Annotated in this window: 14 protein-coding genes and 1 tRNA gene; 9 read left to right on the forward strand and 6 right to left on the reverse strand. The window is 73.6% G+C overall.

The features are described 5' to 3' along the window. Positions 1-73: 73 nt before the first annotated feature. Together ACLJWH_RS21000 and ACLJWH_RS21005 are read right to left on the reverse strand one after the other, a co-directional pair. Positions 74-1,549, reverse strand: coding sequence for an aminopeptidase P family protein (locus ACLJWH_RS21000; RefSeq protein ID WP_411143249.1), 1,476 nt, complete (start codon positions 1,547-1,549; stop codon positions 74-76). A 221-nt stretch (positions 1,550-1,770) separates the two neighbouring features. After that, positions 1,771-3,411: a PP2C family protein-serine/threonine phosphatase gene (locus tag ACLJWH_RS21005; protein ID WP_411143250.1), complete on the reverse strand. Its 1,641-nt coding sequence runs from the start codon at positions 3,409-3,411 to the stop codon at positions 1,771-1,773. A gap of 654 nt (positions 3,412-4,065) precedes the next feature. Between ACLJWH_RS21005 and ACLJWH_RS21010 the strand changes: the two genes are divergently transcribed. After that, a complete protein-coding gene (locus ACLJWH_RS21010; RefSeq protein ID WP_411143251.1) occupies positions 4,066-4,776 on the forward strand; it encodes a bifunctional DNA primase/polymerase in 711 nt (236 codons plus the stop codon). Positions 4,777-5,225: 449 nt separating this feature from the next. Then, positions 5,226-5,888: a hypothetical protein gene (locus ACLJWH_RS21015; RefSeq protein WP_411143252.1), complete on the forward strand. Its 663-nt coding sequence runs from the start codon at positions 5,226-5,228 to the stop codon at positions 5,886-5,888. A 326-nt stretch (positions 5,889-6,214) separates the two neighbouring features. Here ACLJWH_RS21015 and ACLJWH_RS21020 read toward each other — a convergent pair whose 3' ends face one another. The 3 genes from ACLJWH_RS21020 to ACLJWH_RS21030 form a co-directional block, all read right to left on the reverse strand. Next, positions 6,215-7,210 (reverse strand): DUF5926 family protein, encoded by a 996-nt coding sequence (locus ACLJWH_RS21020; protein ID WP_411143253.1) that lies wholly within the window; start codon positions 7,208-7,210, stop codon positions 6,215-6,217. A 200-nt stretch (positions 7,211-7,410) separates the two neighbouring features. After that, positions 7,411-8,103: an ATP-binding protein gene (locus tag ACLJWH_RS21025; RefSeq protein WP_411143254.1), complete on the reverse strand. Its 693-nt coding sequence runs from the start codon at positions 8,101-8,103 to the stop codon at positions 7,411-7,413. A gap of 53 nt (positions 8,104-8,156) precedes the next feature. Further along, positions 8,157-9,002: a glycerophosphodiester phosphodiesterase gene (locus ACLJWH_RS21030; RefSeq protein WP_411143255.1), complete on the reverse strand. Its 846-nt coding sequence runs from the start codon at positions 9,000-9,002 to the stop codon at positions 8,157-8,159. A 507-nt stretch (positions 9,003-9,509) separates the two neighbouring features. Between ACLJWH_RS21030 and ACLJWH_RS21035 the strand changes: the two genes are divergently transcribed. The 3 genes from ACLJWH_RS21035 (at position 9,510) to ACLJWH_RS21045 (ending at position 12,073) form a co-directional block, all read left to right on the forward strand. Beyond that, the gene (locus ACLJWH_RS21035) at positions 9,510-11,084 is read left to right on the forward strand and encodes a S1C family serine protease (protein ID WP_411143256.1); all 1,575 of its coding nucleotides are present in this window, start codon (positions 9,510-9,512) and stop codon (positions 11,082-11,084) included. A gap of 43 nt (positions 11,085-11,127) precedes the next feature. Continuing rightward, positions 11,128-11,215: transfer RNA gene (locus ACLJWH_RS21040), tRNA-Ser, on the forward strand. A gap of 171 nt (positions 11,216-11,386) precedes the next feature. Further along, entirely contained in the window at positions 11,387-12,073 is a 687-nt protein-coding gene (locus tag ACLJWH_RS21045) for a histone deacetylase (RefSeq protein ID WP_411143257.1), read from the forward strand. A 120-nt stretch (positions 12,074-12,193) separates the two neighbouring features. On the opposite strand, the gene ACLJWH_RS21050 is transcribed toward ACLJWH_RS21045, so the two are convergent. Further along, positions 12,194-13,438, reverse strand: coding sequence for an MFS transporter (locus ACLJWH_RS21050; RefSeq protein ID WP_411143258.1), 1,245 nt, complete (start codon positions 13,436-13,438; stop codon positions 12,194-12,196). Positions 13,439-13,448: 10 nt separating this feature from the next. Between ACLJWH_RS21050 and ACLJWH_RS21055 the strand changes: the two genes are divergently transcribed. The 4 genes from ACLJWH_RS21055 (at position 13,449) to ACLJWH_RS21070 (ending at position 16,527) form a co-directional block, all read left to right on the forward strand. Beyond that, positions 13,449-13,643 (forward strand): hypothetical protein, encoded by a 195-nt coding sequence (locus tag ACLJWH_RS21055; protein WP_411143259.1) that lies wholly within the window; start codon positions 13,449-13,451, stop codon positions 13,641-13,643. Between the two features lie 44 nt (positions 13,644-13,687). Continuing rightward, positions 13,688-14,608 carry a LysR substrate-binding domain-containing protein gene (locus ACLJWH_RS21060; RefSeq protein WP_411143260.1) on the forward strand — a complete coding sequence of 307 codons (921 nt, stop codon included), beginning with the start codon at positions 13,688-13,690 and terminating at the stop codon, positions 14,606-14,608. Positions 14,609-15,111: 503 nt separating this feature from the next. Continuing rightward, positions 15,112-15,654, forward strand: a complete 543-nt coding sequence (locus ACLJWH_RS21065; RefSeq protein ID WP_411143282.1) for a GNAT family N-acetyltransferase — start codon at positions 15,112-15,114, stop codon at positions 15,652-15,654. 108 nt (positions 15,655-15,762) lie between these two features. Continuing rightward, complete coding sequence (locus ACLJWH_RS21070) at positions 15,763-16,527, forward strand: class I SAM-dependent methyltransferase (protein WP_411143261.1); 765 nt, start codon at positions 15,763-15,765, stop codon at positions 16,525-16,527. Positions 16,528-16,758 lie beyond the last annotated feature (231 nt).

Here is a 16,758-nt window from a genome sequence, read left to right on the forward strand (position 1 = left end):
GGCCGGCACCCCGTCCTCCGAGGTGCCGGCCGGTGTGCGGCGGGGCCGGGCGCTGCCGCCCGGCCCCGTTCCGTCAGCTCTGCTTCCCGAGCAGGGCGGCCATCCAGGACTCCACCTCGTCGGAGCGGCGCGGCAGGCCGGCCGAGAGGTTCCGATTGCCGTCCTCGGTGACGAGGATGTCGTCCTCGATCCGGACGCCGATACCGCGGTACTCCTCCGGCACCGTCAGGTCGTCCGCCTGGAAGTACAGACCGGGCTCGACGGTCAGCACCATGCCGGGCTCCAGCGTGCCGTTCACATACGCCTCGGTGCGCGCCGCGGCGCAGTCGTGGACGTCCAGGCCGAGCATGTGGCCGGTGCCGTGCAGCGTCCAGCGGCGCTGCAACGCCAGCTCCAGCACCCGCTCGACCGGGCCCTCGACCAGGCCCCACTCGACGAGCTTCTCGGCGAGCACCCGCTGCGAGGCGTCGTGGAAGTCGCGGAACTTCGCGCCGGGCCGGACCGCCGCGATGCCCGCCTCCTGGGACTCGTACACCGCGTCGTAGATCTTGCGCTGAAGTGCGGAGTACCGGCCGTTGATCGGCAGCGTGCGGGTCACATCGGCGGTGTAGAGGCTGTTGGTCTCCACACCGGCGTCCAGCAGCAGCAGGTCGCCGGAGTGGACCTCGCCGTTGTTGCGGACCCAGTGCAGGGTGGTGGCGTGCGGGCCCGCGGCGCAGATCGAGCCGTAGCCGACGTCGTTGCCCTCGACGCGGGCGCGCAGGAAGAACGTGCCCTCGATGTAGCGCTCGCTGGTCGCCTCGGCCTTGTCCAGGACCTTCACGACGTCCTCGAAGCCGCGGACGGTGGAGTCGACGGCCTTCTGGAGCTCGCCGATCTCGAACTCGTCCTTCACCACGCGCGCCTCGGAGAGGTACACCCGCAGCTCTTCGTCCCGCTCGGCGGTGACCTTGTCGGTCAGCGCGGTCTCGATACCGGCGTCGTGCCCGCGGACGACCCGGACCGGCCCGGTGGCCTCGGACAGCTGGCCGGTCAGCTCGCGGACGTCCTTGCAGGGGAGGCCGAGCAGCGCCGCGGACTCGTCGAGGCTGTTCCGGCGGCCGACCCACAGCTCGCCCATGCCGTTGAGCCAGAACTCGCCGTTCTCACGGTTGGAGCGCGGCAGACGGTAGACCGTCGCGTCGTGGCCCTCGGCGCCGTTCGGGCGGGGCTCCAGCACCAGGACGCTGTCGTCGGTCTGGTCGCCGGTGAGGTAGACGTACTCCGTCGAGGCACGGAAGCCGTACTCGGTGTCGTTGGAGCGGGTCTTGAGGTTGCCCGCCGGGATCACCAGGCGGTCGCCGGGGAAGCGCCGGGACAGCGCCGCGCGGCGCCGGGCGGCGTGCGGCGCCTGCTCGATCGGCTTCAGGTCGTGCAGCTCGGTGTCCGCCCAGCCGCTCCGCATGCTCTCCGAGAGCTCGTCCGAGACGCCCGGGTAAAGGCCGTTCTTGCGCTGCTTGATCGGCTGCTCGTCCTCGTCCGGGGTCTCCGGTGTGAGCTCGTCGGTCACAATGCCTCCTTTTAAGACTGAACCGCGTTCCATCGTATGTGCGGATCGAACACGGTCCAGTGGCAGGAACATGTGACCTCTCCGGCACACCGGCACACCGGCGCCTGCGTACCGGCACACCTGAGCATCGGCACACCGGCACTCGCCGTGGGTCCCTTGCTCCCCTTGCTCCGCGAACTTGCTCCTCCTACTTCGCGAATACGCCGCGAAGTGGACCGCTCTCACTCCTCGAAATGGACCGCGAGCAGCACCACGTCCTCCTCCGAGGCGGGGTCGTCCAGGCCCTGCGGCAGCAGGGTGCGCAGGATGTGATCGACGATGGCCTCGGGGTCGCGGCGGCCGGCCCCGGGGACGCTCGCGGCGGCGGCGTGCAGCCGGGCGAAGGCGTGGTCCATGGCCTCGCCGGTGCGGTGCAGCAGCCCGTCGCTGTAGAGCAGCAGCGTCTCGCCGGGAGCAGGTTCGATCTCCACGCTGGGCGCTTCCCAGCAGGCGAGCATGCCCAGCGGCGCGGAGAGCGAGGTCTCCACGAACTCGGTCCGCAGCGCACCGAGGATCAGCGGCGGGCAGTGCCCCGCCCCGGCGAGCACCAGCTTGCGCGGGAGGGCGCCGGCGAGACCGCCCGGCAGCGACGGGGCGGGCGGTCCGTCCGGTGCGCCGGACGGCGGTTCGGTGAAGGCGAAGAGCGCGGTGGCGGTGCGGGCCGGTTCGGTCAGCCGCATCAGAAGTTCGAGGTCGGACAGGACCGCGACCGGATCCTCGCCCTCCATCACGGCGTACGCGCGCAGCGAGGCCCGCAGCCGTCCCATGGCGGCCAGCGCGCTCGGCCCGGAACCGGTGACCGAGCCGACGGCCAGGCCCAGCGCGCCGTCGGGCAGCGGCAGCGCGTCGTACCAGTCGCCGCCGCCGCGCGGCCCGGTGCTGTGGCGCACCGCGAGCCGTACGCCGGGCACCCGCGGCAGCCGGCTGGGCAGCAGCTCCTCGCGGAGGGTCGCCGCGGCCCGCTCCCGGCGGTGCAGCGCGAGCAGGCGGGCGAGGTGCTCGGACGCGTGGGAACGGTAGAGGCCGAGGAGGTGGCGCTGCCGCTCGGTGGGGCGGGCGGGCTCGTCGTAGAGCCAGACGGCGGCGCCGGTCCGGCCGACCGGTTCGGCGGTCAGCAGCACGGCGTAGCTGGCGGCGTAGCCGAGCCGCGCGGCGACCTCGCGCAGCCGGGGGTCGAGGTCCTGCCCGCCGGGGATGTCGGGCTCGGCGATCTCGGTGCGGGCACCGGCCCCCGGGTACGGGGCGCCGGTGCGGGCGTCCGTCCCGTCGCGGCCCTCGCGTCCCGTACGGCCGCCGCCGGCCGGGTCGGCGTCCGGCTCCGGGAGACCGTCCAGAATCCGGCCGTACGACAGCGCGCGGCGCGGGACGGTTTCGAGGTGGCCGATGTCGGCGTGGCCGAGGCCGAGGCCGATGGTGGTGTCCGGGCCGAGTCCGTCGGCCGGTTCGAGGACGATCAGGCCGCGCCGGGCGCCGATCAGGGACGCGCCCGCCCGCAGCGTCTCGTGGAGGGCGTCCTCCAGGGTGCGGGTGCGGGCCAGTTGTCCGGTGAGGTCGTGCAGTGTGCTGAGGTCGGAGATCCAGCCGGCCAGCCGGTCCTGGACCGCGGCGATCCGGTCGACGGGCGAGAGGTCGAAGGCGGCGTCCCGCGCGCCGCCGGGGCGGGTGCCCGGGGGAGCGTCCGGGTGGCGCGCCGATGAGGCGTCCGAGGGCGCGTCCGGCGAGGTGTCCGCACGGGTTTTCGCCGCGAGCGGGTCGGTAGTGTGCGTTGGGGCGGGAAGTACTGGTTCGATTCCAGCCACTTTCGGTACATGGGAGGCGGTCATGGCTGACAGCTATCGTCGGACCAGGTATTTCCCCAGGTCAGGCCGCATTTTGGTGGGGAGTGCGGCATTTTGTTGAGTGATGTTGTGCGGTGCGCTCGACCGCTCAATTCCCTCAATAGCATCGCAAACCCCCATGTCATGCTGCTCCGCTATCAATGCCTCCACATCTACACGCACCGACGATGTAATGTCCAGCATTGTCCCGATGGGGTTTGTGGTGTCAACGAGGTTTGTAGATTGGCCTGAAAATGGCCCCATGGATGTCAATTTGAGGTCGACTGACCGCGATCAACAGCGCGTCATATGCACGATGGCGGGTACGTACTCGGAAAGGTGCGGGGCCAGTTGGGGCCGCGCCGGAACTCTCCGGCGGACACGGGCGTCCTAGAGGACGACGACCGCGACGCACTCTCAAGTGGCGGGATTGCACCACGGAACGGCAAGCGCCAGTCGCCCGCCACCCGCCGCCACGTTCCACGCTCGGCGTACGGCGTGATGCGCTGCCCTGTACACGCGGTGACCAATGATGATCCATGTGGCGTGATCGACTTCCGGATTGCATGACCAGGTCGCATGAATCGCCACACAGTGGCATGAACCGGCATGTAGTGCGAAGGACATAGCCCTCGGCGTTACGGAAAGGAACGAGCGCTCATGCGCGAGATCCTCGGAAGGCGACGCAAGCTCCTGTTCCGGCGCGGCGGAAGGTCGGCACTGCTCGGTGCGGCGCTCCAGTGCGCCACCGAGTGGCAGTGGCCCGTACTCCCGGGTGTGGGACTCAGGTCCGGCGGCCGGCCGTCGGCGGGTGAGCGACTCGGCCTCGGCGAGCGGACCGCCCGGCGGTGCAGCTGTCCCGACCCCGACTGCGTGGTGCCCGGCGCGCACCCCTTCGACCCCGGCCTGCTGGCCGCCACCACCGACGCTCGGATGGTGCGCTGGTGGTGGGCCAACCGGCCCGATGCCCCGGTGGTGCTGGCCACCGGCGGCCACGCTCCGTGCGCGGTGAGCCTGCCGGCCGTCGCGGGCGCGCGGGCGCTGGCGGCCCTGGACCACTTCGGTGTCCGCCTCGGCCCGGTGGTCGCCACCCCCACCCGCTGGTCGCTGCTCGTATCCCCCTACGACCTGGCGGAGTTGGGCGAGCTGCTGCACTCCCAGGACTGGGTGCCCAGCTCGCTGCGGTTCCACGGCGAGGGCGGCTATGTGGTGCTCCCGCCGTCCCAGATCGGCGCCGGCAAGGTGCGTTGGGAGCGCCCGCCGGCCGCCGGCCCGGCCGGCCCCTGGCTGCCGACGGTGGCCACGATCGTGGACGCCCTGGTCACGGCGAGCACCAGCACCCCGGACGGCGACAGCCGGCTCGCGTACTGACCCGCGGGGACGGACGGACCGGGGGAACCGGGTCGGGACGGGACGGACCGGAGGGGGCCGGAAGCGTGCGGACGACGCCAAGCTCCCTTTCGCGACGCGGCGTTGTGGCTCGGCAGCGGGACACGGCGCGAGAGGGGAAGGCCGGCGGCGCGGGTTCGTGGCGGACGCGCGTGGCGCAGGCCGGTGGCGCGGAGCCGACGTCACGGCCGGAAGGGCGGCGAAGCCGGCGCCGCCCCACCTCGCCGCACGAGCTGCACGCCCCGTGACCCGTACGACCCGTTCCCCGTACGACCCGTGACCCGTACGAGCTGATTCACCCGTACGGGTGTGAGCGGCCCGGAAGGCTACGGGAAACGGGTGTGCGGACACCCGGGGACACCGCCGCCGACCGATAGGTTCGGCCCACCGTCAAGCCGCCGTCGTCGGCACGTCAATCGCAGGTGGGGCCCATGCAGCGTGCGCAGAAATTCCGTCTGACCGCGCTCGCCGGTGCGGCCGCGCTCGCCGCCGCCGTCCCCCTGGCCGCCGCCACGGCCGGGCCGGCCGACACCGCGGCCCCGGACGCCCGCCGGACCTCCGCCGCCGCACCGCACGGGTTCACGGGGCGGTGGCCGGGCCGGGAGGCGGCCCCCGGAGCGGGCGCCGGGGCGAACCGCCGCGGGGATGCCGCGGCCGCCGCCCGCGCCGAGGACGGGACCGCCCCGACCGGCCGCCCGCGGACCGCCGTGGCCCCGGACCGGCAACCGCCGCTGCGCGCCGACGACCGCCGCACCGTCCGCTGCGGCCCCGAACTCGCCTCCCCGCAACGGATCGAGGCGCAGACCTGCGTCCTCGCCGAGGGCGGCAGGACCTGGGCGGGCACCTACTACCGCAACCCCACGGGTGACCCGCTGCGCGCCGTGCTGACGCTGCTGCGGCCGGACCGCAGCAGCGTCCAGGTGCACTGCGAGATGTCCGCGGCGGACGGACCGGGGGTGTGCGAGACACCGGCCGCGGCGACCGTACGGCCCGCGGGCGCGCACCAGGACCGGTGGCCGTACGACGCGGTGGCGGAGTTCTCCGACCCGGCGGGCGAGCGGCTGCTGCTCCGTGCCGGCAGCAACTCGGCGTAGCGGAGCGGTGGTTCGGCGGGCCGAGGGCGTACGCGGTGGTCGGACCAATGGCGGTGCCGAGGCGCTGCGGGGGTGGGCTGCCGGGCGGAGCCGCGGCCGGTCCGGCCGGGGAAGATCGTCCGGCGCCGGACATGGAAGCGCCCGGTCGCTGGCGACGGGGGATGCACCAGCGACCGGGCTCCTAGAACGGTAACAAGAGATTGGCGGTTCGCAAATTCGATCGTGGAATTCCGGACGCTCAATCAGGGGTGTGCACCGGGTGTTGTGACGGGTTTCACGTCCCGGGCGGCCGGAACGCGACGGTCACGACACCGTGACCGTCGCCATTAGCTCAGCGTGATCTGACGGTTGGTGAGGCCGCCGCGGGCCCGGCGCTCCTCGGCCGTCAGCGGTGCGTCCGTCGCCAGGGCCTTCGCGAGCCGCTCACCGAACGCGGCGGCCGGCGCCGCGACCTCGTCGGCGCCCATCCGGGACGGCAGGTCCCAGACCGGTACGACCAGGCCGTGGGCGCGGAACGATCCGACGAGCCGGGTGTCCTCGCCGAGCGCGGCGGTGCCGGCGGCGTGCAGCCGGGCGAGCGCGTCCAGCAGCTGCTCCTCGGGGTACGGGGTGACCCAGCGCAGATGGTTCTTCTCCGGGGCCTCGCACCAGTAGGCGCCCTCCAGACCGGGGATCCGGGCGGTCGGGACGGCCGCGGCGTTGGCCCGCTCCAGGGAGGCGGCGACCTCGCCCGTCGCGTTCTCGGCGTTCTCCACCCAGAACTCGAAGCCGGTGTGGACGATCGGCTCGAAAGCGGCGTCCGGGTCCAGCAGATCCTGGAGGCGCGGTCCGTCGGCGGCGGGCCGCCCGGCGGCGACCGGACTGCCGGGCTCCGTGGTCAGCGCGCGTCGCAGGGTGTCCGCGAGATCGCGGCTGAGGTCGCCGGAGGCGGTGTCGTTCTGGAGGCCGAGCAGCACCGCGCCGTTGTCGCGGCGCAGTGCGGGCCAGGCCATCGGCAGCACCGTCGCGAGCGTCACCGAGGGCACGCCGTCGGGCAGTCCGCCCGCCAGCTTCAGCTCGGCCGTGGCGGCGGGCACCAGCTCGCGCAGCGCGACCCAGTCGCACTCGCCGGCCAGTCCCTCGAAGGGGCGCTGCACCAGCTCGGTGGCGGCGTGTGCGGCGCTCCGGCCGTGGCACGCCTTGTAGCGGCGGCCCGAACCGCAGGGGCAGGGCTCGCGGGCGCCGACGACCGGGTAGTTGCCCTCGGCGGCTGCACCGGCGGCACCGTCCTCGCGTCGGGCGGATGCTGCGGCCTGGGGCTGGGGACGGCGCTTCTTGGCCATGGCGGCGGTGTCTCCTGGTCGTTCCGGGGCGTACGGACGCGTTTCGGCGCGAGCCTAGAGGATGCCCGGAGCGTTGCGCGGCAGGGCCGTTGCGCTCCGCTCCGCACCGTTCCGCCTGTCCCCGCCCGCCTCTGTCCGGACCCGCCTGCGCCCGTCCCGGACCCGCACCGAGCCGTGGCCCGGTGGCCGCGCGGCGCCCGTTACACCGGGTCGTCGAGGTCCGCGAAGGCCAGCTCGGGCGACAGACCGGCGGCCGGCCCCCGGGTGAGCGCGGGCGACCGGCCCATGGACCCGTGGACCAGCTCCGGGGAGAGGCCCACCCGCGCGGCGAAGGCGTCCTGGAGGGAGAGGACGGCCCAGACCGTCACCTCGCCGGCGGCGGCGTCCCGTACGCCCCAGTCCTTGGCGAGCGAGCGGATGATCGCCAGCCCGCGGCCACCGCGGGCCGTGACCGAAGGAGTGGCCGGAAGTGGCCGGGTCGGGCCCCCACCGTCCGTCACCGAGACCGTCAGCCCGCCCTGGGCGTCGATGCGCCAGGACGCGCGGACGGACTCGGGGGGTGCGCCCCGGCCCGGGGACCGTGCGGAATCCGGCGATCCGTTTTCGTATATCGGACGCGCGTGCCGACACGAATTACTCAGCAGCTCCGAAAGGATAAGAACCGCGTCATCGACGACTGTGTCCTGAACTCCACTTGCCAACAGCTCTTCACGCATGCGTCGTCTGGCCATGCCCACACCCGCTGGACCATGGGGTACGGCCATGATCGACGACGTCGGCACCTCTTGTGCCACCATCAACGCCACCCCCGAGACCTCCTTTGCCCCACGCCACGGGATGAATGCCCCATTGGACTGGACCGGAAACCGGCCAAGCGTTACGTGGTGACGCATTCGACACGATCGCCTACAGGCCGAATGCGCCGGTGCACACCCTGTGAGGAACCTCAGTCGAGACCGAGCTGATTTCGCACCTGTTTCGGGCGGTTTGTAATCACCGCGTCCACGCCCAGATCCCGGCACAGCTCGACGTCCGCCGCCTCGTTCACCGTCCAGACATGGACCTGGTGGCCCGCGCGATGGGCCCTGGCGACGTAGTCGGGGTGCGCGCGCAGGATCCGGATGCCGGGGCCCGCGATACCGACGCCGGGCGGCAGCCGGCCGTCGCGGTACCGGGGCGTGAGGAACTGCATCAGATAGACGGCCGGGATCTTCGGCGCCGCGGCCCGCAGCCGGTGCAGCGAGCGCGCCGAGAAACTCATGACCCGGACCGGCGGCGGCACCGAGGCGTCCTTGGCCGGATCTGTGTGCCCGAACCGGCCGAGCAGCTCGACCAGCCGCTCCTCCACCTGTCCGGCCCAGCGGGTCGGATGTTTGGTCTCGATGGCCAGTTCGACCCGGCGGTCCGCGTCGGCGACCAGCTCCAACAGCCGCTCCAGGGTCAGCACGGACGTCCGCTCGGGATCCTCGTGCTGCCGGTCGGGGGCCTCATGGTCGTCCGCGTCCGCCTTCCAGGAGCCGAAATCGAGGGTGGCGAGATCGGCCAGTTCCAGGGCGGAGACGGCGCCGCGCCCGTTGGAGGTGCGGTTCACCCGCCGGTCATGGACGCAGACCAGATGGCCGTCGGCGGTCAGCCGGACATCGCACTCCAGGGCGTCCGCGCCGTCCTCGATCGCCTTGCGGTAGGCGGCCAGGGTGTGTTCCGGAGCGTCTTCGGAGGCGCCCCGGTGGGCGACGACGGAAATGGCGGAAGGCCCCGGACGGGCGTCCTGGACGGGGTGTGCAGAGGTCACCGCGTTATCGTGCCATCCACCGCCGCCGGTGGCCCGCGCGCTACCGGGAGGCGCGGACCAGGGGATGCGGCGGGCCCGCCCGGCACCGATGATCCGGCGTAACGGGCGAGCGCGGGAACCGAGGCGCGCGCCCCCACGAGAGACCGGGACGCGCGGGGCAACGGAGGGTGCGTGGTGATCAGGGACGGTCCGGCGCCGGGGAAGAGCCGCGAGAACCCGTGAACGGGGGCGCGCCCCGGAGGAAAGTCACAGCCTCGGCTTACGGTGCCCTGACGCACGGTGGGAAAAGCTGGGGGACGGAGACTCGCCCGTACCGCCCGGATCCTGAATCCTGGAGTACCGGGCCCGCACTCCCGGGGCTGCGGGCCGAGGAACCGACCGAGGAACCAACGGCCCGGAAGACAGCAGGACAGTCAAGACAGCAGGACAGTCAAGACCGCAGAACCGCAGAGCATGGCAGCGGGCCGTGGGCCGGCACCGTCGTGAAGTTGAGTTGAGGAGAGACCTGTGAGCACCGAGAACGAGGGCGCCGCCGTCCCGCCGGAGGCCGAGCCGTCGGCGGCGGGCCAGGCGTCGGACGGCGCGGCCGCGTCCGCCTCCGGCGCCCGGACTCCCCAGACCCCGCCGGCCGCGCCCCCGCCGCCGGACTTCGCCCCGGCCGTCACCACCCCCGGCGGCGCCACCCCGGCCGACCAGGACCGTACGGCCGCGCATCCGCAGCAGCCCGCGCCGCAGGGGCACCCCCCGCAGCCTCCGCAGCCCTCGCAGTCCCCGTACGCCGGAGCCGCCCCCGCCGGTCCGGGTGGTCCGGCGGCCCCGGGCGGGCCGGCCGACCAGACCGCTCAGGTGCCCGTGTACGGGACCGCGTACGGCGCGTCCGGTGGCGGCTGGGGCCAGCCTCCCTACGGGGGCGGCGGTGACCCCTGGGGCGCGCCCGGCCAGCAGGCGCCCAAGCCGAGGCGCAACGGCGGACTGATCGCCGCCGTCCTGGTGGCCGCGCTGGTAGCGGGCGGTGTCGGCGGCGGTATCGGCTTCTGGGCCGCGGGCCGCGAGGACTCGACGACGGTCTCCGCGTCCGGCGACCCGGAGGCGCTGAACCGCAAGCCCACCTCGGTCGCCGGGATAGCGCGCAAGGCGCTGCCCAGCGTCGTCACCATCGAGGCGCAGGGCGCGACCGGCGAGGGCGGCACGGGCACCGGCTTCGTCTACGACAAGCAGGGCCACATCCTCACCAACAACCACGTCGTCGCCAGCGCGGCCGATGGCGGCAAACTCACCGCGACGTTCTCCAACGGCAAGAAGTACGACGCCGAGGTCATCGGCCGCGCCCAGGGCTACGACGTCGCCGTCATCAAGCTCAAGAACGTCTCGGACACCGCTCTCAGCCCGCTGCCGCTCGGCAGGTCCGCCGATGTCCAGGTCGGCGACGCCACGATCGCGATCGGCGCGCCCTTCGGCCTGTCCGGCACGGTCACCACCGGCATCATCAGCGCCAAGGACCGCCCGGTGGCCTCCAGCGACGGCGGCCGCTCCAGCGCCTCGTACATGAGCGCCCTCCAGACGGACGCCTCGATAAACCCCGGCAACTCCGGCGGTCCGCTGCTGGACGCCGGCGGCAACGTCATCGGCATCAACTCCGCCATCCAGTCGGCCGGCAACGGCGGTGGTGGCGGCGGCCTGGGCGGCGAGTCGCAGCAGTCCGGCAGCATCGGCCTGGGCTTCGCGATCCCGATCGACCAGGTGAAGCGGGTCGCGCAGGACCTGATCAAGACGGGCAAGCCGGTCTATCCGCAGATCGGCGTCCAGGTCGACATGCGGGGCTCCGGCAGCGGCGCGACGATCGCCCAGGGCGGCAACGACGGCTCCGACCCGGTGACCGCGAACGGCCCGGCCGACAAGGCGGGCCTCAAGCCCGGCGACACCATCACCAAGCTCGACAACACGGTGATCGACAGCGGCCCCACCCTGATCAGCGAGATCTGGCAGCACAAGCCCGGCGACCAGATCACCCTGACCTACCAGCGCGGCGGCAAGGAGCACACCACCCAGGTCACCCTGGGCCAGCGCACGGGCGACAAGTGACGCGCTAGTCTGAACCCCGCGACACCGCCGAGCGATGTCGCGGGGAGGCTTGCCCGAGCGGCCTAAGGGAACAGTCTTGAAAACTGTCGTGAGGTAACCCCTCACCGTGGGTTCAAATCCCACAGCCTCCGCAGAGGTCAGCGACATGGCTGGTCGGAAGGGGTGTCCGAGTGAATCGGGCACCCCTTCTGCGTTGGGGGAGTTCGGGGTGTTCGGGCTCGCGGCGGGCGCGGCGGGGCGCGGCCGTGCCGTCGGCCGGCCGTCGCAGGTGCGGTCGGCGCCTGAGGGGGCAGAGGCAGGGCATGGACACCGTGCGCACCATCGAGCCGGGACCGGTCGGCGGGCCCTCGCCGTGGCGGGTCTGGTACCTGGCCTATGGCTCGAACATGTACCTGGAGCGGCTCGCCTGCTACCTCGCCGGTGGCCGGCCGCCCGGGGCGGCGCGGGGGTATCCGGGGTGCCGGGATCGTGGTCTGCCCGCCGTGTCGGTTCCCGTCGAGCTGCCCGGAGAGGTGTACTTCGCGACCGAGTCGCCGGTGTGGGGAGGGGGCCGGGCCTTCTACGACCCCGGGGCGGCGGGGCGGGTCCTCGCGCGGGCGCACCTGGTGTCGGCGGCGCAGTTCGCCGATATCGCGGCGCAGGAGATGTACCGGGAACCGGGCGCCGACCTGGACCTGAGCGGCGTGCTGGCGCGGGGGCGGGCGGTGCTGGGTACGGGGCGCTACGAGACTCTGGTGTGCGCCGGGCAGTTGGACGGCCTGCCCGTTCTCACCTGCACCGCGCCGTGGGGCATCGACGAGGTGGCCTGGGTCCCGCCGGCCGCGGCGTATGCGCGGTTTCTGTGCCTGGGGCTTCTGGAGGCGGGGTCGTGGGACGCCGAAACGGTGGCCGCCTATGTTGCGAGCCGTCCGGGGGCGGCCGGTCATTGGACGGCGCAGGCGGTCGGCGAACTGGTCCACGGACCGGAGCCGCGGGGACCGGCGGTCTGAAGCCGGCGCCGGGAGCCCACCGCCGGGAGCCCACCGCCGGGGCGCGCGGCCCAGGCGGGCGGCCGGATCGGACCGGGCAGGCGGACCGGAAAGGCCGGACAAGCCGGGCAGGCCGGCGGATCAGCGGGAGCTACGCGTTCCCCGGTAGGTGACCGTGGCGAGGGTGAGTACGGCGAGGGCGGCGGCGCCGGTGAGGATCGCGGGCGGGGCGAAGGCGTGGGTGAGCAGGGTGATCGCGTACGGGGTGATGAAGCCCAGGTAGCACAGGGCCCAGAAGCGCGCGGTGAGGCGTGCCAGCCGGGGTGCGGGGGCGAGGGCGGCGACCTCGGTCAGGCCGTACGCCACGCACAGGCCGTATCCGGCGCCGAGCAGCGCCGCGGCGACGAGGGCGACGGCGGGCTGGGTATGGGCCACGGCGAGCGCGGCGACGAGGAGGCCGAGGGCGACGGCGGCCAGCCCGGCGGCGGCCGTGGCGATGCGGTGCCGTGCGGCGAGGCGGCGGGCGAGCGGTGCCACGAGGAGGCCGACGCCGGGGGTGACGGCGGTGGCGACGCCGGCGTAGACGGTCTGCCAGCCGTCCAGGTGGGCGTCGACGAGGCCGGGCAGAGTGGCGAAGGCGATGGTGGGGGCGGCGAACACCCAGGGGGCGACGGGCACCACGAGGCGGCGGAAGGCCGTGGCGGGGGAGGCGCCACCGGGGGAGGAACCACCGTGCGCGGGAGCGGGTTCCGGAGTGGTGGGGGTACGGGCCGCGGCGGATTCCCCGGTGGGGTGCGCGGCGGTGCGGGCCGGGGACGTTTCGGGGGCGTGGGCGGCGAAGAGGGCGGCCGCCGCGGCGAGGACGAGGTGGGGCAGGTACGCCGTGATCATGGGGTGTGGGGCCCACTGGGCGATGAGCGCGGCGGCCAGACCACCGGAGGCGAAGCCCGCGGAGAGGAAGAGGCCGGCGCGGCGGGCCGCGGCGCCGGGGGTGGCGGCCGTGCCGTACGGCGGGGTGGAGAGTTCCTTGATCCAGACGCTGCCCGCGGTGAGCAGGGCGCCCGCGCCGAGGCCGGTGAGGAAGCGTCCGGGCCAGAGCGCCCAGGCGGCGGCGGGGCCCGCCATGAGGAGGCAGGTCGCGAGGACGGAGACGGCGAGGGCGGTGAAGACGACGGGCCGGCGGCCCCGGTGGTCGGCGAGCGGGCCGCCCAGGAGGAGGCCCGGAATCAGGCCGAGGACGTAGACCGCGAAGAGGGCGGTGGTGGTGGCGGTGGTCAGGCCCAGATCGGTGCGGTAGGCGCCGAGGAGGGCGGAGAACTGGTTGGCGCTCCAGCCGGAGGCGGTCATCAGCCAGCCCGCGCGCAGCCAGTGGCGTTGCGGGGACACCGTGGACACCGTGGGTATCGCGGGTATCGCGGGTATGGCGGATGCGGCAGATATAGCGGATGCGGCGGATATAGGAGATGCGGCAGGTGCAGTGGGGGCGGCGGATGTGGTCGGGGCGTCCGTGGCGCTGCGGGCGGGCGACGTGCTCATAGGGACGTTGTACGGCCGGGTGGGCGCGGGCGCCGTCCCCGTTCAGGAAATGTGAACGGCCCCGGAACCGTTCACCGGCCGCGGCCTATCGTGGGCCGTATGGATCTGCGACGGCTGTCCTCCTTCCTGGCGGTGGTCGAGGAGGAACACTTCGGGCGGGCCGCCGCGCGGCTCTTCCTCTCACCGGCCGCGGTCACCCAGCACGTTCAGCAGCTGGAGCGCGAGTTCGGGACGCGGCTGCTGGACCGCGGGCACGGCCCGGTGGTGCCCACCGCCGCTGGGCAGCGGCTGGTCTCCCACGCCCGTACGCTGCTGGCCGCCGCGAACGCCGCCGTGGAGGACGTGACCGAGGCCGCCCACACCACGTCGGCGGCGGTCGCCGCGGCGGCGCGCGGACTGCGGGTCGGGGTGATGGGGCACGGGTCGGCCGAGGTGACCCCGGCGGCCGTCAGCGCCTTCCGCCGGGCCCGGCCCGACGTACCGCTGCGACTGGTGCAGCTGACCTTCACCGAGCACGTCAGCGCGCTGCGCGAGAACCGGGTGGACGTGGCGTTCGTACGCCCGGCGGTGGCGGCCGACGGCATCGAGGTGGACGTGCTGACGACCGAGCGGCGGATCGTGGCGGTCTCGGCGGGCTCACCGCTCGCGGACGCGGCGCGGGTGGGGGTGCGGGTCGCGGACGTCATCGATCTGCCGTATCTGCGGCTGCCCCGGCACACGCCGCGGCCCTTCACCGACTACCTGTACTTCGACGCCGGGGAGCGGCGCGCGCCCGACTGCGCGCTGACCCCGCACGATGTGCTGACGAGCGTCTCGGCGGGGCGCGGCGCGGGCTCCGGGCTGAAGTCCTTCGCCCGCTACTACCCCTGGCCGGGGACGGTGTACGTACCGGTGCTGGACGCGCCGTGCGCGCACAGTGTGCTGGCGACCCGGGCCGCGGACACCAACCCGGAGGTACGGATCTTCCGCGCGCTGACGGTGGCGCTGGCGCGTGAGCTGGGACCGCTGGCCTCGCGGTAGCAGCCCGTCGGCCGTGGCAGCGTGGGATCCCCCCGTCACGGGGCGCGAGGTACCTACCGGCCGTGAGGGCGAGGTGACCGTCGGTCCTGGGAACGGGAGCACTGGCCGTGGGGACGAGGCGACTGCCGGTCCTGGGAACGGGAGCACCGGCCGTGGGGACGAGGTGACCGTCGGTCCTGGGAATGGGAGCACTGGCCGTGAGGACGAGGCGACCGTCGGTCCTGGGAATGGGAGCACCGGCCGTGAGGACGAGGCGACTGCCGGTCCTGGGAACGGGAGCACCGGCCGTGAGGACGAGGTGACCGTCGGTCCTGGGAACGGGAGCACTGGCCGTGAGGGCGAGGTGACCGCCGGCCCTGGGAACCGGAGCACTGGCCGCGGGAACGAGGCGACCGCCGTACCCGGGAACCGGAGCACCGGCCGGCCGTGACAGCGTGGGAGGCGGCCGGGACGACGGCCTCGTGAAGACGGCGACGGCGACGGGCGTGGAGACGGGCGCGGAGATGGGCAGAGGCAGGAAGACGGGTGCGGGCGCGGCGCGGCTGCGCCGCGATGCGGTGGTGATCCGGCGGGCCGTGGCCGGGGACGCGAAGCGGCTCACGCGGCTGGTGCGGACGTCCCGCGCCTACGAGGGGGTCTACGCCTCGATGGTGGCCGGGTACCGGGTGGGGCCCGACTACATCGAGGCGCACCGGGTGTTCGTGGCCGTGGCGGCGGACGGCGGGCCGGGAGACGGGGGCGCGGCGGGCGGTGGCGGCCGGGTGCTCGGGTTCTATGCGCTCCTCCTCGACCGGGCCGAGCTGGACCTGATGTTCGTCGCGGACGACGCGCAGGGCTCCGGGATCGGCCGCCGCCTGATCGCGCACATGCTGGATGAGGCGCGGCGGGCCGGGCTGTCGGGTGTACGGGTCGTCTCGCATCCGCCGTCCGAGGGCTTCTACCGGAGCGTGGGCGCGGTGCGTACCGGGACGGTGCCGGCGAATCCCCCGGCGGTGCTGTGGGACCGGCCGGAGCTCTCCTTCCCGGTGGCGGACGAGACGCGGTAGGCGTCCGCGGCGGGGTACCGCGGCCCGGCATCCGGTGGCGCGGCGCGGCCCCGGCGTCCGGTGGGCCGCGCGTTGGCGCATTCACCCGATTGCCCGGAAAATTAAGGTATGTCCAGAAGTTTTGAGGAACTGGTGGACGAGGCCGGGGCAGTGTCGGTCGAGGGCTGGGACTTCTCCTGGCTCGACGGGCGGGCCACGGAGGAGCGGCCTTCGTGGGGGTACCACCGGGCCATGAGCGACCGGCTGGCGCGGGCCTCGGCGGCGCTGGACATCGAGACGGGCGGCGGCGAGGTGCTCGCGGCGGCGCCGAAGCTGCCGCCGCTGATGGTCGCCACGGAGTCCTGGCCGCCGAACGTCGCGAAGGCGACCGCGCGGCTGCACCCCCTCGGGGTGGCCGTGGTGGTGGACGCGGACGAGCCGCCGCTGCCGTTCGGGGACGCGGCCTTCGACCTGGTGACCAGCCGCCATCCGGTGACCGTGTGGTGGTCGGAGATCGCCCGGGTGCTGCGGCCCGGCGGTACGTACTTCTCCCAACAGGTCGGCCCGGCCAGCGTGTTCGAGCTGGTCGAGTACTTCCTCGGGCCGCAGCCGGAGGAGGTCCGGCGCCACCGGCATCCCGATGACGCCCGCCGGGACGCGGCCGCGGTCGGTCTGGACGTGGTCGATCTGCGCTCGGAGTCGCTGCGGACCGAGTTCTTCGACATCGGCGCCGTCATCTACTTCCTGCGGAAGGTGATCTGGATCGTCCCCGGGTTCACCGTCGGTAAATACCGGGAACGGCTGCGGGAGTTGGATGAGCGGATTCGCCGCGAGGGCTCCTTCGTCGCCCATACGACCCGGTTCCTGATCGAGGCCCGCAAGCGGAACGGCTGACAGGCCCGCAAGCGAAACGGCTGACAGGACGGCTGTCGGAACCGCAAGCGGAACGGCTGACAGGCCCGCAAGCGAAACGGCTGACAGGACGGCTGTCGGGACCGCAAGCGGAACGGCTGGCGGAACAGCGAGAGGGGCGAGCCAACGGGACAGCCTGGCGGGGCGGCCGGCATCGAAATGCCGGCCGCCCCCCCCCCCCCCCCCCCCCCCACCCCCCCCCCCCCCCCCCCC

Source organism: Streptomyces sp. x-80, assembly GCF_046549095.1.
In the GTDB taxonomy this organism is placed as follows: domain Bacteria; phylum Actinomycetota; class Actinomycetes; order Streptomycetales; family Streptomycetaceae; genus Streptomyces; species Streptomyces celluloflavus.

What these genes read in the sequence shown, in the direction of transcription:
- ACLJWH_RS21005 (WP_411143250.1), bottom strand. Translation starts at nt 3,411, where the DNA reads ATGACCGCCTCCCATGTACCGAAAGTGGCTGGAATCGAACCAGTACTT.
- ACLJWH_RS21010 (WP_411143251.1), top strand. Translation starts at nt 4,066, where the DNA reads ATGCGCGAGATCCTCGGAAGGCGACGCAAGCTCCTGTTCCGGCGCGGC.
- ACLJWH_RS21015 (WP_411143252.1), top strand. Translation starts at nt 5,226, where the DNA reads ATGCAGCGTGCGCAGAAATTCCGTCTGACCGCGCTCGCCGGTGCGGCC.
- ACLJWH_RS21020 (WP_411143253.1), bottom strand. Translation starts at nt 7,210, where the DNA reads ATGGCCAAGAAGCGCCGTCCCCAGCCCCAGGCCGCAGCATCCGCCCGA.
- ACLJWH_RS21025 (WP_411143254.1), bottom strand. Translation starts at nt 8,103, where the DNA reads ATGCGTCACCACGTAACGCTTGGCCGGTTTCCGGTCCAGTCCAATGGG.
- ACLJWH_RS21045 (WP_411143257.1), top strand. Translation starts at nt 11,387, where the DNA reads ATGGACACCGTGCGCACCATCGAGCCGGGACCGGTCGGCGGGCCCTCG.
- ACLJWH_RS21060 (WP_411143260.1), top strand. Translation starts at nt 13,688, where the DNA reads ATGGATCTGCGACGGCTGTCCTCCTTCCTGGCGGTGGTCGAGGAGGAA.
- ACLJWH_RS21065 (WP_411143282.1), top strand. Translation starts at nt 15,112, where the DNA reads ATGGGCAGAGGCAGGAAGACGGGTGCGGGCGCGGCGCGGCTGCGCCGC.
- ACLJWH_RS21070 (WP_411143261.1), top strand. Translation starts at nt 15,763, where the DNA reads ATGTCCAGAAGTTTTGAGGAACTGGTGGACGAGGCCGGGGCAGTGTCG.